The 15,959-nt window shown below is 38.5% G+C and carries 17 protein-coding genes and 2 pseudogenes; 1 reads left to right on the forward strand and 18 read right to left on the reverse strand.

Going from position 1 to position 15,959, the window contains the following annotated elements; genetic code table 11:
• Nucleotides 1-240, reverse strand: a pseudogene (locus ACFVSH_RS10410) (GNAT family N-acetyltransferase); the annotation flags it as partial.
• Nucleotides 241-420: 180 nt separating this feature from the next.
• Between ACFVSH_RS10410 and ACFVSH_RS10415 the strand changes: the two are divergent.
• The gene (locus ACFVSH_RS10415) at nucleotides 421-1,287 is read left to right on the forward strand and encodes an SDR family oxidoreductase (protein WP_387603346.1); all 867 of its coding nucleotides are present in this window, start codon (nucleotides 421-423) and stop codon (nucleotides 1,285-1,287) included.
• Nucleotides 1,288-1,351: 64 nt separating this feature from the next.
• Here ACFVSH_RS10415 and ACFVSH_RS10420 read toward each other — a convergent pair whose 3' ends face one another.
• The 17 genes and pseudogenes from ACFVSH_RS10420 to ACFVSH_RS10500 all read right to left on the reverse strand — a co-directional run bounded on the left by ACFVSH_RS10420 (nucleotide 1,352) and on the right by ACFVSH_RS10500 (nucleotide 15,877).
• On the reverse strand, nucleotides 1,352-1,771 hold the full coding sequence (locus ACFVSH_RS10420; protein WP_387603343.1) for a VOC family protein: 420 nt from the start codon (nucleotides 1,769-1,771) through the stop codon (nucleotides 1,352-1,354).
• 26 nt (nucleotides 1,772-1,797) lie between these two features.
• Nucleotides 1,798-2,697: a DMT family transporter gene (locus ACFVSH_RS10425; protein WP_387603341.1), complete on the reverse strand. Its 900-nt coding sequence runs from the start codon at nucleotides 2,695-2,697 to the stop codon at nucleotides 1,798-1,800.
• A gap of 481 nt (nucleotides 2,698-3,178) precedes the next feature.
• On the reverse strand, nucleotides 3,179-3,394 hold the full coding sequence (locus ACFVSH_RS10430; protein ID WP_387603339.1) for a DUF3951 domain-containing protein: 216 nt from the start codon (nucleotides 3,392-3,394) through the stop codon (nucleotides 3,179-3,181).
• Nucleotides 3,395-3,591: 197 nt separating this feature from the next.
• Nucleotides 3,592-4,088 (reverse strand): annotated as a pseudogene (locus ACFVSH_RS10435) (SRPBCC family protein).
• Between the two features lie 152 nt (nucleotides 4,089-4,240).
• Nucleotides 4,241-4,897: a Type 1 glutamine amidotransferase-like domain-containing protein gene (locus ACFVSH_RS10440; RefSeq protein ID WP_387603337.1), complete on the reverse strand. Its 657-nt coding sequence runs from the start codon at nucleotides 4,895-4,897 to the stop codon at nucleotides 4,241-4,243.
• Nucleotides 4,898-5,006: 109 nt separating this feature from the next.
• Nucleotides 5,007-6,197 carry a macrolide family glycosyltransferase gene (locus ACFVSH_RS10445; protein WP_387705850.1) on the reverse strand — a complete coding sequence of 397 codons (1,191 nt, stop codon included), beginning with the start codon at nucleotides 6,195-6,197 and terminating at the stop codon, nucleotides 5,007-5,009.
• A 673-nt stretch (nucleotides 6,198-6,870) separates the two neighbouring features.
• Entirely contained in the window at nucleotides 6,871-7,374 is a 504-nt protein-coding gene (locus tag ACFVSH_RS10450; RefSeq protein WP_387603331.1) for a DUF2716 domain-containing protein, read from the reverse strand.
• Nucleotides 7,375-7,499: 125 nt separating this feature from the next.
• Nucleotides 7,500-8,369, reverse strand: a complete 870-nt coding sequence (locus ACFVSH_RS10455) for a DUF6843 domain-containing protein (RefSeq protein ID WP_387603328.1) — start codon at nucleotides 8,367-8,369, stop codon at nucleotides 7,500-7,502.
• A gap of 609 nt (nucleotides 8,370-8,978) precedes the next feature.
• Nucleotides 8,979-9,671, reverse strand: coding sequence for an aspartate/glutamate racemase family protein (locus ACFVSH_RS10460; protein WP_387603325.1), 693 nt, complete (start codon nucleotides 9,669-9,671; stop codon nucleotides 8,979-8,981).
• A 28-nt stretch (nucleotides 9,672-9,699) separates the two neighbouring features.
• Nucleotides 9,700-10,122, reverse strand: a complete 423-nt coding sequence (gene fosM / locus ACFVSH_RS10465; RefSeq protein WP_387705852.1) for a FosM family fosfomycin resistance protein — start codon at nucleotides 10,120-10,122, stop codon at nucleotides 9,700-9,702.
• Nucleotides 10,123-10,136: 14 nt separating this feature from the next.
• Nucleotides 10,137-10,667 (reverse strand): PepSY domain-containing protein, encoded by a 531-nt coding sequence (locus ACFVSH_RS10470; protein ID WP_387705854.1) that lies wholly within the window; start codon nucleotides 10,665-10,667, stop codon nucleotides 10,137-10,139.
• A gap of 38 nt (nucleotides 10,668-10,705) precedes the next feature.
• The gene (locus ACFVSH_RS10475; RefSeq protein WP_387603318.1) at nucleotides 10,706-11,146 is read right to left on the reverse strand and encodes a GNAT family N-acetyltransferase; all 441 of its coding nucleotides are present in this window, start codon (nucleotides 11,144-11,146) and stop codon (nucleotides 10,706-10,708) included.
• A 461-nt stretch (nucleotides 11,147-11,607) separates the two neighbouring features.
• Nucleotides 11,608-12,102, reverse strand: coding sequence for a GNAT family N-acetyltransferase (locus tag ACFVSH_RS10480; RefSeq protein WP_387603315.1), 495 nt, complete (start codon nucleotides 12,100-12,102; stop codon nucleotides 11,608-11,610).
• A gap of 141 nt (nucleotides 12,103-12,243) precedes the next feature.
• On the reverse strand, nucleotides 12,244-12,471 hold the full coding sequence (locus tag ACFVSH_RS10485) for a DUF3953 domain-containing protein (RefSeq protein WP_192208037.1): 228 nt from the start codon (nucleotides 12,469-12,471) through the stop codon (nucleotides 12,244-12,246).
• Between the two features lie 648 nt (nucleotides 12,472-13,119).
• The gene (locus ACFVSH_RS10490) at nucleotides 13,120-14,400 is read right to left on the reverse strand and encodes a M20 family metallopeptidase (protein WP_387705856.1); all 1,281 of its coding nucleotides are present in this window, start codon (nucleotides 14,398-14,400) and stop codon (nucleotides 13,120-13,122) included.
• 474 nt (nucleotides 14,401-14,874) lie between these two features.
• Nucleotides 14,875-15,024: a hypothetical protein gene (locus ACFVSH_RS10495; protein ID WP_192206567.1), complete on the reverse strand. Its 150-nt coding sequence runs from the start codon at nucleotides 15,022-15,024 to the stop codon at nucleotides 14,875-14,877.
• A 226-nt stretch (nucleotides 15,025-15,250) separates the two neighbouring features.
• On the reverse strand, nucleotides 15,251-15,877 hold the full coding sequence (locus ACFVSH_RS10500; RefSeq protein ID WP_387705858.1) for a DUF3885 domain-containing protein: 627 nt from the start codon (nucleotides 15,875-15,877) through the stop codon (nucleotides 15,251-15,253).
• Nucleotides 15,878-15,959: the final 82 nt, after the last annotated feature.

Below are 15,959 nucleotides of genomic sequence, written 5' to 3' on the forward strand. Positions count from 1 at the left end.
GTCATAAATAAATACGTGACGTTTATTATAAAAGTTCACTCTCCAGCTTAAACCAGCCAAGGATACAACCTGGTTATCCTTATATAAAGCAAACAAACGGTACCCATCTTTCTTCATTTCTTCAAGTAACTCCAGATATGTTTTTTGAGTTAAGTCAGTACGCAGCTGATTCATGATTGGAAAGGCTGCTAACCATTGTTCTTTATTGGTTAATTCTTGTATTGTTTCTATCGAATTCACATTAACACCCCTGAAAGTTTTATTAGCATGTATTTCAACTTCCAACACCGTAATTCCTTTCTTGCTTCGATATTGTTGTAATCGTTTGCAGAATTACTCAATCGGAATCATGATGTTTAACCGTACTTTTTTACGGCTAAAGTATGACTAGTTCAATAGTTTAAGAGGAGGAGATTTTCTTTGAATATATATGAACAGCAAAAAAACGGACAGCCAGGACAAACACAGGAAAGACAGCCTGGCATTGAATCTGAGATGAATCCACTTCCGATTCAGCCAAAGGATTACATAGGAAGCGGTAAGCTAAAGGACCGCGTTGCCTTGATAACAGGCGGAGATAGCGGCATCGGACGTGCGGTTGCCATCGCTTATGCAAAGGAAGGCGCACATGTGGTTGTGAATTATTTAGATGAGCACGGTGATGCCGAGGAAACGAAGAAGCTGATTGAAGCGGAAGGCGTCCGCTGCCTCTTGCTTCCAAGTGACGTTTCCGTGGAGGCGAATTGTAAGGAATTGATTACGAAGACGTTGGACGAGTTTGGGAAGCTGGACATCCTCGTCAATAATGCAGCGGTGCAATTCCCGACGGAAAACATTGAGGATATCACGGACGAGCAATGGGACAAAACGTTCCGCACCAATATTTATTCAGTTTTTTACATGAGCAAGCACGCGGTTCTTCATATGAAACAAGGCAATTCAGTCATCAACACAACATCGATCAATCCATATAGAGGGCATGCAACATTGATGGATTATACAGCGACAAAAGGGGCAATCGTCGGATTCACACGCAGCCTTGCACAGAATGTGGCTAAAAAAGGGATCCGGGTCAATATGGTGGCACCAGGCCCGATTTGGACTCCGCTCATCCCGGCGACGTTCGACGAACAATCCGTTGCCGAGTTCGGTACCGAGGCACCGCTTGGCCGCCCTGGGCAGCCGGCAGACCATGCAGGCGCATATGTGCTGCTGGCATCTGATGAAGGTGCTTATATAACGGGGCAGTGCATTCACATCAATGGCGGAATCACGATGTCCTCATGAACCCAAAACGACCGAAAAGCATGGTGCTTTTCGGTCGTTTTCAATTACATTGCTAAATTGAAATTTAATTTCCTATGCCGGGCGAATTCATTAAAACTATTCTCCAACCATCCGGATCTTCAATGGTAACACCTGATTTCTCCCAATATGGATTTTCCGGAACTACTGGTTGATAGCCCATACCTTTCAATCTATTCGTGATTTTCTCAATGGCTTTACGTTCAGGAATATAAAAGACAAGCAGATTATCCTTTGATGGGGCAGGACAAGGACTGCCATCTTTATGCTGGGTAAACTCCAGATGATAGCTGGAATCTGGAAGCCCAATCATGATGCCGTCATACCCTTCATGATCTTCAAAAGACCCGATTTTTTTCAAGCCCAATCCTTCACAATAGAAGCTTACAACCTTTTTAAGTTGATCAGTAGGACGTGCAACCCGGATTTGCGCTACTTTCATTTCATTTGACCATTTACTTTCCATTGTCCCATCCCTCTCTGTAAATCGAACTATATTTCTTCTTTCAAGTTACTTTTACCAATATCCATACCAAAACCTAATGCAATAGCGGCACCAAAACAACTGAAAAGACAGCCAGCTCCCAAGAAAATGGATGGATCTGATTCACCGATCATCACTGAAGCTATGCCTCCAATTGCCGGAAAAAGGGCAACCATGTATCCACTTTTCGATCCGCCTATTTTTTCTACAAGCTTGAGGTAGAATAGCCAAGCTCCAAAGGAAGCGAATATAGTTAAATAGAACAAAGCAGATAAATAGGTAATAGATGTCGGTAAAGTGACTGCTTGTCCTTGAATGAACACAATTGCCGCTAAAAGAATTCCTCCTACTGCAAATCCAAGTGCATTAGCATAGATTGGGTCTACTTTCTTCCTGGCATTTCTAGCTGAACTTGCATCGCCCAATGCAGTAAGGAGGGTACCAAGAACAGCCATCATGATACCCTTTATATCATTGAATCCATGAATATTATTTAAACTCGGGTAAATAACAATGCAAACAGCCAGCACACCAATTATCCCACCAATTAAGATACGTGAATGTAATGGTTCCTTCAAAAAAACACGGAGGGCAATGGGTGTTAGAATGACTTTCAATGAAAATATTAAAGTGACCATGGCCGCTGAACTTAAGATAGTGGCGTAATAAAGGCATAAATAGCTTAAAGCAAAATTACAAGTTCCAAACACAATAATAAATGGAACATCCTTTTTCCTGGGTTTTCCTTTAGGTCTAAGAATGCACAATAAAATGAAAAATAGGATGGCCGTCAAACCTAAACGATATGTTAAAGATAATTCTAAACTTACAGGCGTACCTTGAATCTTAACGGCAATAAAATTAAGTCCCCATACTAATAAACAAAATATGTACATAAAGTTTGTCATGATAAAATGACCAATTTGCGATATTGCCCACTTTCTATCAGTTTATTAAACTCATCGTAAATGATTTTCCCATCCATAATTTAACCGCCTTCTATTAAAAATCACATCCGGTATTAATGTAATAATAAAGTAAATATTACCAATTCAAAAGGAATTGTCAATATATAAAAATTCCTTCCGAAAAAGCCCTCCAGTTAAAATGGAGAGCTTATCATTGGCTAGTCTATTAGCTTCTGACTGCAGACAAACTCGGTAATAATTGAGTTTGTCTGCAGTTTTAAAAACGTTCCAGTTGATATCAGAAATTCGCTCCCTATCCGCCAACTTGCCAAGCCTCATCAAAGTAAGCGTCTGTGGGGTCTTGGCTAGCAAATTTCTTCAATCCAATGAGGGTTTCATCAAAAGTAAAGGCTGTATACATACATTGTTGCCTTCTCGAACTGCACGCCTGGTGAAATATTGTTCATAAAAAAAGACCGCTTTAAACGGTCTTGTCGTTATTTGATTTCTCTTCATATTGAATATGATGCTTGGTATCATGTATTGGATTATCTTGTTGTATATCGTCATCTTTAATTCCCATTGTGATGTCATCATAAGGTGTGTATCTATTTGAAGGTATTGATTTCTTTTTAATCATCCGATAACAAACAAAGCCTATTACAAAAATAATGAATAGAGAAAAAACATATGTCATTTAATCACTCCTTAAATAGATTACTCACTAATTTATTCATCACAAACCATACTATCCCTCTATCCAAAACAACAAACTTTACGAAAACAGCCAAAGGTACAAAAACAACAAAGTTTACTTAGCCTTGCTTTAAAAACTGTGTTTCGGGATGAGACCATTCCGAACTCCCTCTTGTCTACAAACTGCGCTAACGACTATTAGCCTTTAAAGCTGACCTGTCCAGTTTCAACCAATTCCTTCAGTCCCATAAACATTAAATTTCAGCCAAGTTCAAATCCATCGTGATAGTCTCCAAGAGCTTTTTCAATATCGGATTCTGTCCAATTTTCTTTATGAGGTACGATGATATTTTGTGAAAATGTCATTTCACAGCCCTTTTGAAGTTCTTTCAGCTCAACTGTAATGGTATCTACTATTTCACTGAACTGCGGCATTTTAAAAGTGAACACTAATTTATTGGGAGGGTCCATTTCAAGATACTCCCCTATCGCCCGATAATCTTTTCCATCGCGCTCATCAATGATTTCCCAAGTTCCTCCCACTTGAGGATCATTTTTTGCCACCTTATTTGTCCCTTCCAATGTAAAAAACCATTTTCTCATCATCTGAGGGTTCAACCTTGCATCAAAACCCTTTCAGGCACTACATCAAAATTTCTTGTCATCTTTAAAGTCGTTGTTGAGTATTTTTCCATTTACATACTCCTTACATCATTTTATGCGGACATACTTTTCAATTCTTCTTTTGAGACAACACGCCAACCATGTGCTTCCAGTCTCTCCATATAAGTTTTCCATCCTGATTTCCTCAATTTCGATCGAAAGCGGGTGAAGCGAAACAAAACACTCATTCAAAGCATAATTGATCGAAACCTTTACAACTTTCCTTTTTCATATTTTGAAAGGAATAGATATCGTTTGTAACTTTAAATGGTTCCCCATTCTTGGAGAAAATTGCACTTCCATTCGGTATTGCATATATTATTCGTTCATTTGATAGGGGAATTAATTCTCCATCTATATTATCCTCGTAATGGACCTCAACACTAAATCCGACTAACCCCAAGCCCTTGATCACTATCGTTTCTGGATAGTCTTTATCTTTTGTTATTATGCAATCCTTGCAGAAAGCTAATGAACCCGCACTATATCCAATGATTAAACCTTGAAAGTCTTTGATAATTGGGGCAAGTCCTTTTTCCTCTATTACATGGATCAACCTTTCTGGCTTTCCACCAATAAAATAAAGAATATCATGTTCGATTATAGAACTTTTCATTTCGGTGTACGAAAGGTCTTCGTTTAATAATTCAATACTTACATTGTCCATTATTGAAAAGGCTTGTTTGATACTTGCCATCCAACTTTCATACCTGGAATTGTCGGTTGCAAAAGGGATTATCAATAGCTTAGCTTCCGGTTTAATCATTTTTGCCAGTTCCAGGAACACTTCACCTAATTCATTATTCGTCTGATTTCCGCCGCCAATAAAACAAATATCCATATATGTCCCCCATTTATTCACATGCCATTCTCTTAAAACATTCTATGTAAAAAGGACAATACCTTTAATATGTCACCGATAATGGCAGCTGAGAAATTTTTTTTTATATTTAGATATCATATTGACGTTTAAATTCAAAAATCTCTTCAACAGCTTGATGATATCCACCCGATTTTTGAAAGGATTCCCTTATATGTGAAACATCTTTATGGAAAGATGGGTCGTTTAACACATGATCTGCGGCCTCACGTAGTTGATTTGCATTCAAGCTCTGCATTTGTAATTTAATACCTGCTCCGATATTGGCAACTTGCTCTGCAATAATTGGCTGATCCGCGCTTTGCGGGATTACAATTAGCGGAACCCCGTAGTAGAGTCCCTCATTAGCACTATTCATTCCACCATGTGTGATAAATAACTTCGTGTATTTTAGCACTTCCGTTTGCGGAACATATTTTTTTACAATGAAGTTTTGGGGAATCTCTCCTAAATCAATTAGTGGGGTTTGTTGACCGATCGACATTACAACCGTGTGATTGCTATTTCCAAATGCTTCAAAACAAAGCTTATAAAAATCAACATCACGGTTAAAAACTGTCCCGAGCGAAATGTAAATGGGACTTTTCCCTTTGATAGCAGTAAGGTCAAAGTCATCCTGTTTTAATCGTGAAGAGATGGATGGACCTACAAATTTGTAAGTTTGGTCGAATGCTTCTCCAAAAGGTTGAAATTCCCTAGTTGTATAAACGATTGTAAGTGGTGCAGGATTACAAAAAACTTCGTAAGGAGAATGGATCTCCACATCATATTTCCCCTTCACCATTTCCGTCAGGCTTTGAAATTCATCGTATATACGTGTAGGGATATCTTTAGAAAGCTGTTCCAACATTTTATCGAATGATGCTTTCGTCTGCGCAAAAGAAGTACAAGAATTGATTGCAGGAAGCTTAAGGATTTGGGCAAGTAAACGGCCACAACCAAACATGGAATCGTGGATGATGTAATCAAAATGCTCTCCCTTGATCTGTTCAAGAACGCTAGGTATGACGATATCTGCCGTATGTAAAAGACCGTTGATTCTTTCGAGTAAATAATTTCTCCCGCCTGAGATAAAAGCTTTTATAAATTTTTCACCGTCAAATGTTCGTACAGTGGCTCCCGTCTTCTCAATACGCTCTCGAAAAGCTTCTATCGTAAAGTACACTACCTCTTCTCCACACGAAATAAGCTCTTGCACAACTCCAAGAGTTGGATTGATATGTCCTTCTGATCCACCATTAATAAATAAAACACGTGCCATTTTATCACTCCTTATGTAATTCTGTAAGAGTATCACTGTCACATACCCTTCTAATTAAATTTATCATAGTACACTACTTGAAAACCTCAAACTCCTAATCACCCCTGTCATCTAAAATTAATATCGTTTAGGCACCATTCTTCTTTTAATAAGGCTCTTTTCGTAAAGATTGTTGTTTTTATTTAAGGTTGATTGGAGCGCAAGTGCAAGACTCCTGCGGGGCAGCGGGACAGGTGAGACCCCACAGGCGTTTAGGCCGAGGATGCTCACCGCCCGCCCCGCGGAAAGCGAGCATCTGGAGGGGAAATCAACCACACCGCCTTACTTGGTAAATAGCAACAAAGTATGCGAAAACAGCCTTAAATAAAGGCCCTGTTAATATAACCCCCGCTTAAATGAACCTTTTATTTTCTAACAATACTCCCCATGGCTGAATAGCGGCAGGAAGGAATCCCTTCAAGAAATGGCTCGCATCTATCGACCATTACAGTTAATGGACCCTTCTTTGCAGCTGGTTTGAAAAAATAAGATAAAGGGACACTACCATGACAAATAGGTACTGTCCCTTTATTAGTAAAATGCTTATTCAACTTAACAGCCCCTATAAGAAAAAGCTTCCTTAAAAGTCAGCTCTGATCTTAAGCTTACGCACCCGTTTGTTCAACAAGGTTCATTATCCCTGACGTAATATCTTTTGAAACATTCCCGGGTCATGTTTTTCAAAACCTTTTATCAATTCTTTTCCAAAAATAGTGATGGTTTCTTTCCAAGGATGTCCTAATAATCCCCATTCAAAATTCTTATGAATAAAAAAGTAATAATCACCGTTTGGAAAAATGGGTACTGTCCATTCACCAAATTCACTTTTTGGAAACTCCATACGGGGGTTTATCCAATAACCTGGATGTTGCCAATCTAACGCATACATATATTCATTTTTCTGTGTGAATTCTTGAAAAACAAGCAATGACTTATCCTCTAGATCTTTGTAAATCTCATTATAAGTATTTGAATCTCCAGACCAATTTAAATACGGGGATACATCGTATGTGATAAATGGATTGGGTACTTCAAAAGATGGGAAGTTTGGTATGCTTGGTTCAAAATTAAATTCCGTATATATCCTACCCCATACCTCTTTGTATTCTATTGTAGATAATTCAATCCAATTTTCCATTTGAATAGCCACCTTTAAGACGCTTTTAAGAGGGTTATTATATCATTTATTGTTCAACTACCCGTCCCTGTTTGTACCATAAGAAAAAGAGCTGCCGATGCAGCTCTTACCGGAAAAAATTCCATTTAGTTTTTAGGTTTATCCAATCCTTCTTCTTTAATAATCCCTTCTAACGAGATTCCCCGTGGTAAATCAGGGTCTCCATCTGTACTAAACGTTTCACTGCAATGTGTATTTGTTACAGTAAAGTAGGTGCTGGAGTACTCGTAGTCATCTATTTGTACACCTTCCGAACCTCCAAGATTAATGCAAGAATCATCAATTTTTTCTTTATTTCCTTCCTTATCAATATAAAAATATTGATTATTGATAATCCCTTCTCTTTCAGGAAGCGGGCTGAGTGTGTATCCTTTTTCATTCATTCGATAAATATCAAAGTCTTCACTTTTTTTAGGTTTTGGAGCATCCTTGATATTGTACACCACTCTAACTTCACCCTCATACCCTTTTGGAATGAGATAGACTTCATTTGTATGCTTTTCAAACAATGGACCCGAGACAGTCATTGACCCATATAATGCTAAAGAGAATAAGATAACGGTGGATAGCGTGTTCGTAATCATTACCTTGTTGGCCGGCTTTATCCCCCTGTTGTGTTTTTTCATTCTCTGCCATTCTTCTGATAGGAAGAAGAGCAAAGAGCAGATGACCGCATAAATTCCGAGTTCTCCTAAAAATATCGAGGGCAGAAAACCGAACACCAGATAGAACAAGGATGCGAAAATAAATCGATTCTTTCCGATCTTCATTGTTACAAAATCCGAAAGAAAGGAAACGGGTATCCCGTAAACAACATTGCCTATGAAGGCATATACCATCGCGAATATAAAATAGATTGGCAAACCTGTTCGAAGTTCCAATAGGAGAAAGAACCCTCCGAGAATACTGCTGACAATCAAGACAGATTTAAGCTTTGCGGAAAGCATATCTTTCATTTTTATTCCCCTTTTGTTTTATCATCTCTACATTCGTACACAGAGCCTTAATCAAAGCCCTTGCAAACCATTTATAAAGGGATTAAGTTGGATAATCCTGTCAGCGCAGTATTGTAAAATATGTTTAAAGATTGAAGAAAAGCTCCTGTTAGATTAATTTTCTATGTAATCTGTTTGATTAATTGACCTTAAAGTAATGTAACCAGAATAAGATAAATGGGATGGATAGATAGTAAATGTTTATTAAGCATCCTAAAATCATTACATACTTTATGAATCTTTTCTTAATAAGAATCGACAAAAATAGCCCAATAACAGGTAATAGAATAACTGCTAGTTGTATCGTTATATTAACAAAGTTGTGCTCCCCCAAGGACTTACATTCAACATCCCCCTATTATGGATGAACAAAAAAGTTCCTGATAAGATCCAAATCAAACTAGTAATAAATATATATATTTGATTTCTCATCTTTATCTCCCCTTACAGAGTCCCCAGTCCTCTAGTGAAACTTTAACACATTTTCCCATTTATTTGGTTGCATATTAAAAATTGCTCTTACTCCACAAAAAAAAGGCTGCTGCAGCAACCTCTTTTATTGAAGCACAGTCATTTTCCCAATGCCATATTAACAGTATCAACGGCATGGATTACGGCCGTATCAAATAATGGCACTTCTGAATCCTCTTGTTTTACCAATAATCCAATTTCGGTGCAGCCTAATATTATTCCTTCCGCTCCATCATCAACCAACCCCTTGATGACCTTTTTGTAATGATCTCTTGATGATTGTTGGATTTCCCCTAAACATAATTCTTCATAAATGACTTGATTGATCACTTTTCTATCCTCTTCATTTGGTATCAAAACCTTGATACCATTAGACTCAATTCGTGTTTTATAAAAGTCTTGCTCCATCGTATATTTAGTGCCAAGTAAACCAACCGTACTTATTTTGGACTCTTGAATTTGTTTTGCTGTTGAATCAGCAATGTGTAAAATCGGTAAACTGACTTTCTCTTCAATATATCCGACCACTTTATGCATCGTATTTGTACAGATGACAATCATTTCGGCACCTGCCTTTTCCAAAGACAGAGCTGCTTCCCCTAATAATTTACCGGAACTATCCCAATCGCCTTCAGCTTGATAGCGTTCGATTTCTTCAAAATCCACGCTATATAAAATGCACTTGGCTGAATGCAATCCTCCCAATTTGGCTTTCACTTCCTCATTGATGAGTCGATAATATTCCAGCGACGATTCCCAGCTCATTCCGCCAATAAGGCCAATAGTTTTCACAAACATTCCCCTTTTCATCGTTTAATTATCAGTCGAAAAACTCCATATGTGCTTTTTCTTGTTTGTAGTAATCCATTCTATTTTGTAAAGTACCTGTATGAAACTCGAACTTATGACCATCTGGATCAGTGAAATAAATGGACTTCTTATCTTTTTCATCCCGTGGACGTCCTGACAGGATGCTTACATTCAATTCCTTTAGTTTCTCGTACATGTTCATAAAGTCAGCTTCTTCTATGGAAAATGCTATATGTGTGTATGATTGGCTTATTTCATTACGGGGTATATCCTTTTCTGCATTCAGGGCCAGCCACATTCCATTCAAGTCAAAATAGGCAGTGTTTCTCCCCTTAACTAACAATTTTGCATCAAAAACATTTTGATAAAACTCTATGGATCTCTCTAAATCGGAAACTGAAAATAAAAAGTGATTCAAACCTTTTATAGACACAATACCACCTCATATTAAGATTGCTTTTTTTTCGCCATTAGACGCTTATAAAGAGGATACCCGAACATGTAATACCCTGAAAATGACAGCAGGATTAAGGATAAACCGGTCATTGTGAGGATACTGTATCTATACCAATCGCCAAAGAAGGTTCCATCATGCAAAGTGATGAGGAACGTCGAGTAATCCGGATTTGTGGATAACACTTTTCCCGTACTCACATCCATTTGAACACCTTGACCGTTATTAAAGCGAACCTGGTACACATTTGCACTTGGTCTATATTCAATTCTAAATATATCTTCAACCGAGTCCGCACCTGGAAGATCCTGTGACGTAGCAATGGACACGACCTTCTCCATAGGTATCGCTTGATCTGGACCCGCCTCTTTCCCCGTCCTTAACTCATCAGCCACTCCGAGTGGTGACATATAAACAAGCACGAGGCCTGTGACTGCGATGAACATAAAAAAAACGGATAAAACCAATCCAGTCCATTTATGTATTTTTCGGCTTAATTGATACAACTTTACAGATTTCGACAATCCTATCACCCCTTGACTAAACAGTAAAATTCATGAAATTAAAAATTTTTCTTCATGACCAACCGATCTTCATTTACAACATAATCATTTTTTAGATAAAATGCTTCTGCAAGCCCGCCATTAGCAGTTAATAAATATAGACTTTTAATCTCTCTTTTCTGCAGTTCAGCTTCTAAAGATTGAAGCATCCTTGAGCCATGCCCCTTACCTTGCCTTTCATTATTCACACAAAGTTCTGCCAAATAATAAGTTAAACCTTGATAAGACACCTTACTGTTTCCAGCAACAAAACCAACTGGATTGTGAGCATCCTGAAATAAATAGCCAAGAAATTTAGGCGTATGCAATAAGTCGGAAAGTCTCTCTTTAGCCATTTCATATGTCCAACTTTCATTCCATGGTTCATGATTAAAAACGTTCATGTAGAGTTCGATACATTGCTCCAAATTCTCCGATGTCAGCGGCCGCATTTCTGTCATATTCATGCTCCCTTTCTATTTTCATTAAAATTTTGTATATTAATCCAAATTATATCTTATCTTATGTGAACTAACCTGTTTCTATAGAACCATAAAAGAAGAGCTAATATCAGCCTTAGGCGGGGTGATCGCTGCTGCTTCAATTCAAACAAATTATGATATATACACCATTTTCACCGCTTTATCTAAAGGATACAGACCGGGGTGGAACAAGCCGACAACTTACTCAATAGAGGCGGTATAGCAAGCATGACCGACTGTTACACACCATTTACGCACTAACAGGATTTGCAATCTTTCAAGAAAAAGGAAATGGGAACAAGGATAATAAAAACCCGGAAGAAAAAACGTTCATGCAGAAAAAGATAAGCAATGAATAAAAACACTTTAGCTGAAAGTCCTGCTAATAATGTTCTATGAAAAAAGTCGACCAGTGATTTACACTGGCCGACCTTCGTTCATTAGAATAGGACTTTATTGTAATTTGACAACTGTTTCACGAATAAAACTCTATCTTGATTTAGTCCGTCATAGTCAGAGTGGACTGAAGTACCATCCATTAATTTATCTCCCTCTTCCATTTCAAATCCCATCTTGAGATGATAGGCAATAGAGGTTTTGTTGACAGGAGACGTTACACAACGGACAATATTGCGGCCATTTTGATGAACGACATTAAAAAACTGATGGTATAAATGTCTTCCGATATCATTTTTTCTGTATTCAGGATGTACGCCAACAAAATGAATATATGCCTCATTGGATTGAGATTGAGATAGAATCCCTATCAGGAAACCGACTATTTCCCCTTCCTTTTCGGCTATGAAACTTGTTTTTGTAAAATGATCAAAAAATAGCTTCGGTAACATATCAGACATTTGCCTTCCGCCCCACCATTCATTGATCAGTGGCGATATTGCATAATAATCTGACCCTTTCACTGAACGGATCTCCATCCTTCTCCTCCTTTAATGATGCAACTAAACTAATTTCTCATTTGCCATATAACCTAGAAACATTTTGCACAACTTATCCCGATAGTTGCATAAAGAAAGAGCTGCCTTATAGATAGCTTTGATCTTAAGGTGACGTACCCATTAGTTCAGTAAGAAACCCTGTATGGAAACAAAGAAAAGAAAAGCTGAGACAACCATGCTCATATACCCCCAAAATCCTTTTCTATCTTTTTGAAGTTCGGCTAATCCAGTAACTAACATCAATGCCCCCAAGAACAACATAGAATACGGCATCAACTCAAAATTTTCAGTAATTAGCTGATAGGCTGATAAAGCAAGTACAATTATTGCTAAGATAATTCTAACCATTTTCAAGAATATATTTCCCCCTAAAAAATTAAGTTCTGAACAATTTCTGTTTCAATCATACCATTTGACACCTTTTCATTTGTGCAAAAAATGGGAATTTATTATTTGAACTAACATGCGCCCCGTTAGTCGCATAAAGAAAAAGCTGCTCCGATCTTCAGCTAAACCAGCTAATAGGAGGTCAATATCTTTCTCTAAAAATTTCATTTCCCTTATCAATACTATTTTTGGCCATGCCAAATAACCCTCCAAAACGCTTTTGGAGGGGTTTCACAAAACCGTTAATCAGTCTAAATTTAGGAACGTTTCTTTTCTCTTTAATAGAGCGTAAATCCAATGAAGCAACTTAAATACAGGCAACGATTTACACTTGGCCGGTTTTCCTTCTGATATTTTCTTATCATATTGGGGAACAAGGGATTTCTTACCTTGATGGCTATGGGGCAGCGTCAGGAAAATGCGGATTTACAACGTTAAGCTGTTCTATGAAGTGGATATCGTTGGTGTAGCAAAGATAAATGCGTTGTGACAAGTTATACGGGACACTAGTAAGCCTTGTTTCAATATGGATACAAGGAGTTCTATCTTAACCTTATAAATTGTCAAAATCCTGACGTGACCCCTACATAATGTTTCGTGAAAATAGATTTAGAATGTCCTAAGATACTTGACTGCCGCCTCAGCATATATCTCGGCAGATTCTACCAAGTTCTCCACTGAAACCCGCTCATCGTACCCATGGATAGTGTTATCCAGGCCAGGACCGTAAAGGACGGTATCAATGTCATGGCGCCGGAAGTGACTGGCATCACTTGAACTAAGCAAAAGTACGCTGAAGACGGGTTCCTCCATTCCGAGGACACGCTGGATTCCCAGTTCTATCGCCCTCACAATTGGACGATTCTCCAAGGTCCAGTTCGGGTTAGTAAAGGGGACCATTGGCTCTACAACCGCACCTGGCGCTACAGCACTAACAAGATTCCTAGCGACATCAAGTACAAACTCGGGCTTCATACCGAATGGAACCCGGGTATCCACTTTAATGATACACTTGTCTGCGACGACGTTCACATTTGTTCCGCCCTGGATTACACCTGGATTGTAAGAGGGGCGATAAAGTAACTGTGACAGTAGGGGATTTTCTAGACTCTGAGATAGGAGCCACTCAGTATTGTACAAAAGTTGACAAGGCTCTGCCGGAGGCGTTGCCTTGAGCTCCCATAGCTTGGTTAGTGCTTCGACCGCGGCTGCCCCTCTTCGTACGGCGGAGATTCCATAAAGAGGTTGTAGGCTGCCATGATCTGCCTGACCTGGTATGATCAGCTGCATCAATACCTTGCCCTTTTCACCGGCATTGGGATGGTAGGGATCCGACGGTTCACCAATCAGACAAGCATCCCCCTTAATCAATCCTTGATCCAGGAGCGAGGCCACCTCAATGCCGCCAGTCTCTTCATCCGGAGAAGCAATAACTCCCAGACTTCCTTTTAAATTAAGAGCGGGGGCGAACTCCTGAAGTATTCCAGCCACAAAAACCAGTGATGCCAAGCCTCCTTTCATATCGGAGGCTCCCCTGCCCAAAAGCATACCTGCTCTGACTTCTCCTGAAAAAGGATCGAAGGTCCAATGTGAACAATCGCCTGCAGGTACGACATCCGTATGTCCACAAAATAGGAGCCGTGGACCAGGTACCCTGGTTAAGGGAGCATCACAGACGACTGTGACCAGCGAATTTTCGCTACGGCTGTGCTCGGTAATCAAGAACCCTTTTGCTGCTAGGTATCGGCTAATATGGCGCCCCATTTCTGCTGACCGCTTCTTAAACTCGGGCGATGGATTTTCAGATGGAATTCGAATAAATGAAGCAGCAAGTTCGACTAATTCCTGTTGCCTTGACCTTATCAGCTGCCTGATTAATCTGGTACTCATATAAATACATCCCCTCCATGTCCGGCATTAGCCGCAATATTTCTATACTATTCTATGTGCCGTTCCTAGATCATATTTCTGGGGATAAAGGTGGGGAAACATTTGATACGTGGTTAATTAAAGTCGCGTTCAATGCTATAGTTACACTTAACACTCCCTAACTATTTTCATTATTTGTGGTGAATCGCCGATTTTTTCGATACATGGCAAAAATGATCAATCCAAAGATATATAGGGATAACGTCTTGAAAATGTGCTTAACGTTGTAAATCACCTAATCCATAGACTAATTAATTATCGCTCTCCTCTTCTTTTAACGAATGAGCAGAGTCTTCTTAAGTATTTTCATTTCTCCATTCTTAAAATTCATGGTAGTTCTATAGGACTTATTGTTGAGTGGACAAGTGAAGGAGGAAGCAGGCTGGGGAAGATCATTAGAAAACATAGAAAAACGCCCCAAAAAAGGCGTTCAATTTAATCATTTTTATTTATTTTACCGTCGTTCCCCTTGTCAATACCAGTAGCGTTATTAACTACTTGCGGAAACAAGTTTAACCCCTGATCCAAAGCATTCATTGAATCGGCTTTTTGGCCGAGATTTTTTGATTTTTCTTGTTTTTTCATTTTGTCGCCTCCTAAAATTAGGATTCGTAGTAAATCAAAAAATATTCCAAAGTAATTTTAAATGATTATGCTGCACAGTTCGAATAAACTATGCTGCTTAAACTTCTGCCCCGATAGTTCCAATCAACTTTCTTATACTTTGGATACACTTTTTGTCTAAAAACTCTTCTTAAAGGCAGCTCTGATCTTTGCTAAAGCACCTGATGTTTTAACAAGGTGCCATCCCTTATTTGAATACTTCGTCTATTTCATTTCTGTCGTAATCTAATATCCAGTCGTTGTATTTATCATAAACATCTCTTATCGTTTCGGGCGAAGTCGCCAATAAATCACAACCCCTGTCATCATAAACGTGAAATATAGTTTTCCTGTTGATGTTTATAAAATAGACACTATTAAATATACTTGGCTTTATTCCCATATCTTGATTACAGATTGCTTTTAGCATAGGAATGTATTTGAAGTCAGACGTTTGGCACTTTAATGTAAATCTATGTGTTTTATATGTTCCTTCTTCATCATCGTCATGAAGGGTTGTCTTTTGGTTTAACCGGTATATGATCGACTTCTCCTTAATATACCGTGAAAAAGTGTTTGATTTATGTTTAAAACCATCGGCATAATCGTTTACGTCAACTACGATATAAATATCATCGTTATAAGAATGCAAGGACTTGAATAAAGTGATAGCCCTTTTATATACTCCTTGTAGATATGGGCTATTTTCATAAGCAAAATCACTATCATAGTCCACACCTAATTCAAAACGGATGCCCGTTTTCCAACTATAAAACAACGGCGGTCTAAGTTCTAAGTTCGGGAAATTCCCATTCATAAAATCGTTTAAAAGCATTTTTGCACCTCATTATGTTCCTTCATTATACCTTTCCTTGTTAACATGTCCCTCTGGTTGCATAAAAAGAAGAGTTGCCTAA

It is taken from the genome of Peribacillus sp. NPDC058002 (genome assembly GCF_042886655.1).
GTDB classification, from domain to species: Bacteria; Bacillota; Bacilli; order Bacillales; family DSM-1321; genus Peribacillus; species Peribacillus aracenensis.

Excerpts from the sequence above, each read along its gene's own strand:
- ACFVSH_RS10500 (WP_387705858.1), bottom strand. The coding sequence starts at position 15,877 with ATGCTTTTAAACGATTTTATGAATGGGAATTTCCCGAACTTAGAACTT.
- ACFVSH_RS10455 (WP_387603328.1), bottom strand. The coding sequence starts at position 8,369 with ATGAAAGATATGCTTTCCGCAAAGCTTAAATCTGTCTTGATTGTCAGC.
- ACFVSH_RS10495 (WP_192206567.1), bottom strand. The coding sequence starts at position 15,024 with ATGAAAAAACAAGAAAAATCAAAAAATCTCGGCCAAAAAGCCGATTCA.
- ACFVSH_RS10475 (WP_387603318.1), bottom strand. The coding sequence starts at position 11,146 with ATGACAGAAATGCGGCCGCTGACATCGGAGAATTTGGAGCAATGTATC.
- ACFVSH_RS10490 (WP_387705856.1), bottom strand. The coding sequence starts at position 14,400 with ATGAGTACCAGATTAATCAGGCAGCTGATAAGGTCAAGGCAACAGGAA.
- ACFVSH_RS10485 (WP_192208037.1), bottom strand. The coding sequence starts at position 12,471 with ATGGTTAGAATTATCTTAGCAATAATTGTACTTGCTTTATCAGCCTAT.
- ACFVSH_RS10420 (WP_387603343.1), bottom strand. The coding sequence starts at position 1,771 with ATGGAAAGTAAATGGTCAAATGAAATGAAAGTAGCGCAAATCCGGGTT.
- ACFVSH_RS10425 (WP_387603341.1), bottom strand. The coding sequence starts at position 2,697 with ATGACAAACTTTATGTACATATTTTGTTTATTAGTATGGGGACTTAAT.
- ACFVSH_RS10445 (WP_387705850.1), bottom strand. The coding sequence starts at position 6,197 with ATGGCACGTGTTTTATTTATTAATGGTGGATCAGAAGGACATATCAAT.
- ACFVSH_RS10430 (WP_387603339.1), bottom strand. The coding sequence starts at position 3,394 with ATGACATATGTTTTTTCTCTATTCATTATTTTTGTAATAGGCTTTGTT.
- ACFVSH_RS10440 (WP_387603337.1), bottom strand. The coding sequence starts at position 4,897 with ATGGATATTTGTTTTATTGGCGGCGGAAATCAGACGAATAATGAATTA.
- ACFVSH_RS10450 (WP_387603331.1), bottom strand. The coding sequence starts at position 7,374 with ATGGAAAATTGGATTGAATTATCTACAATAGAATACAAAGAGGTATGG.
- ACFVSH_RS10480 (WP_387603315.1), bottom strand. The coding sequence starts at position 12,102 with ATGGAGATCCGTTCAGTGAAAGGGTCAGATTATTATGCAATATCGCCA.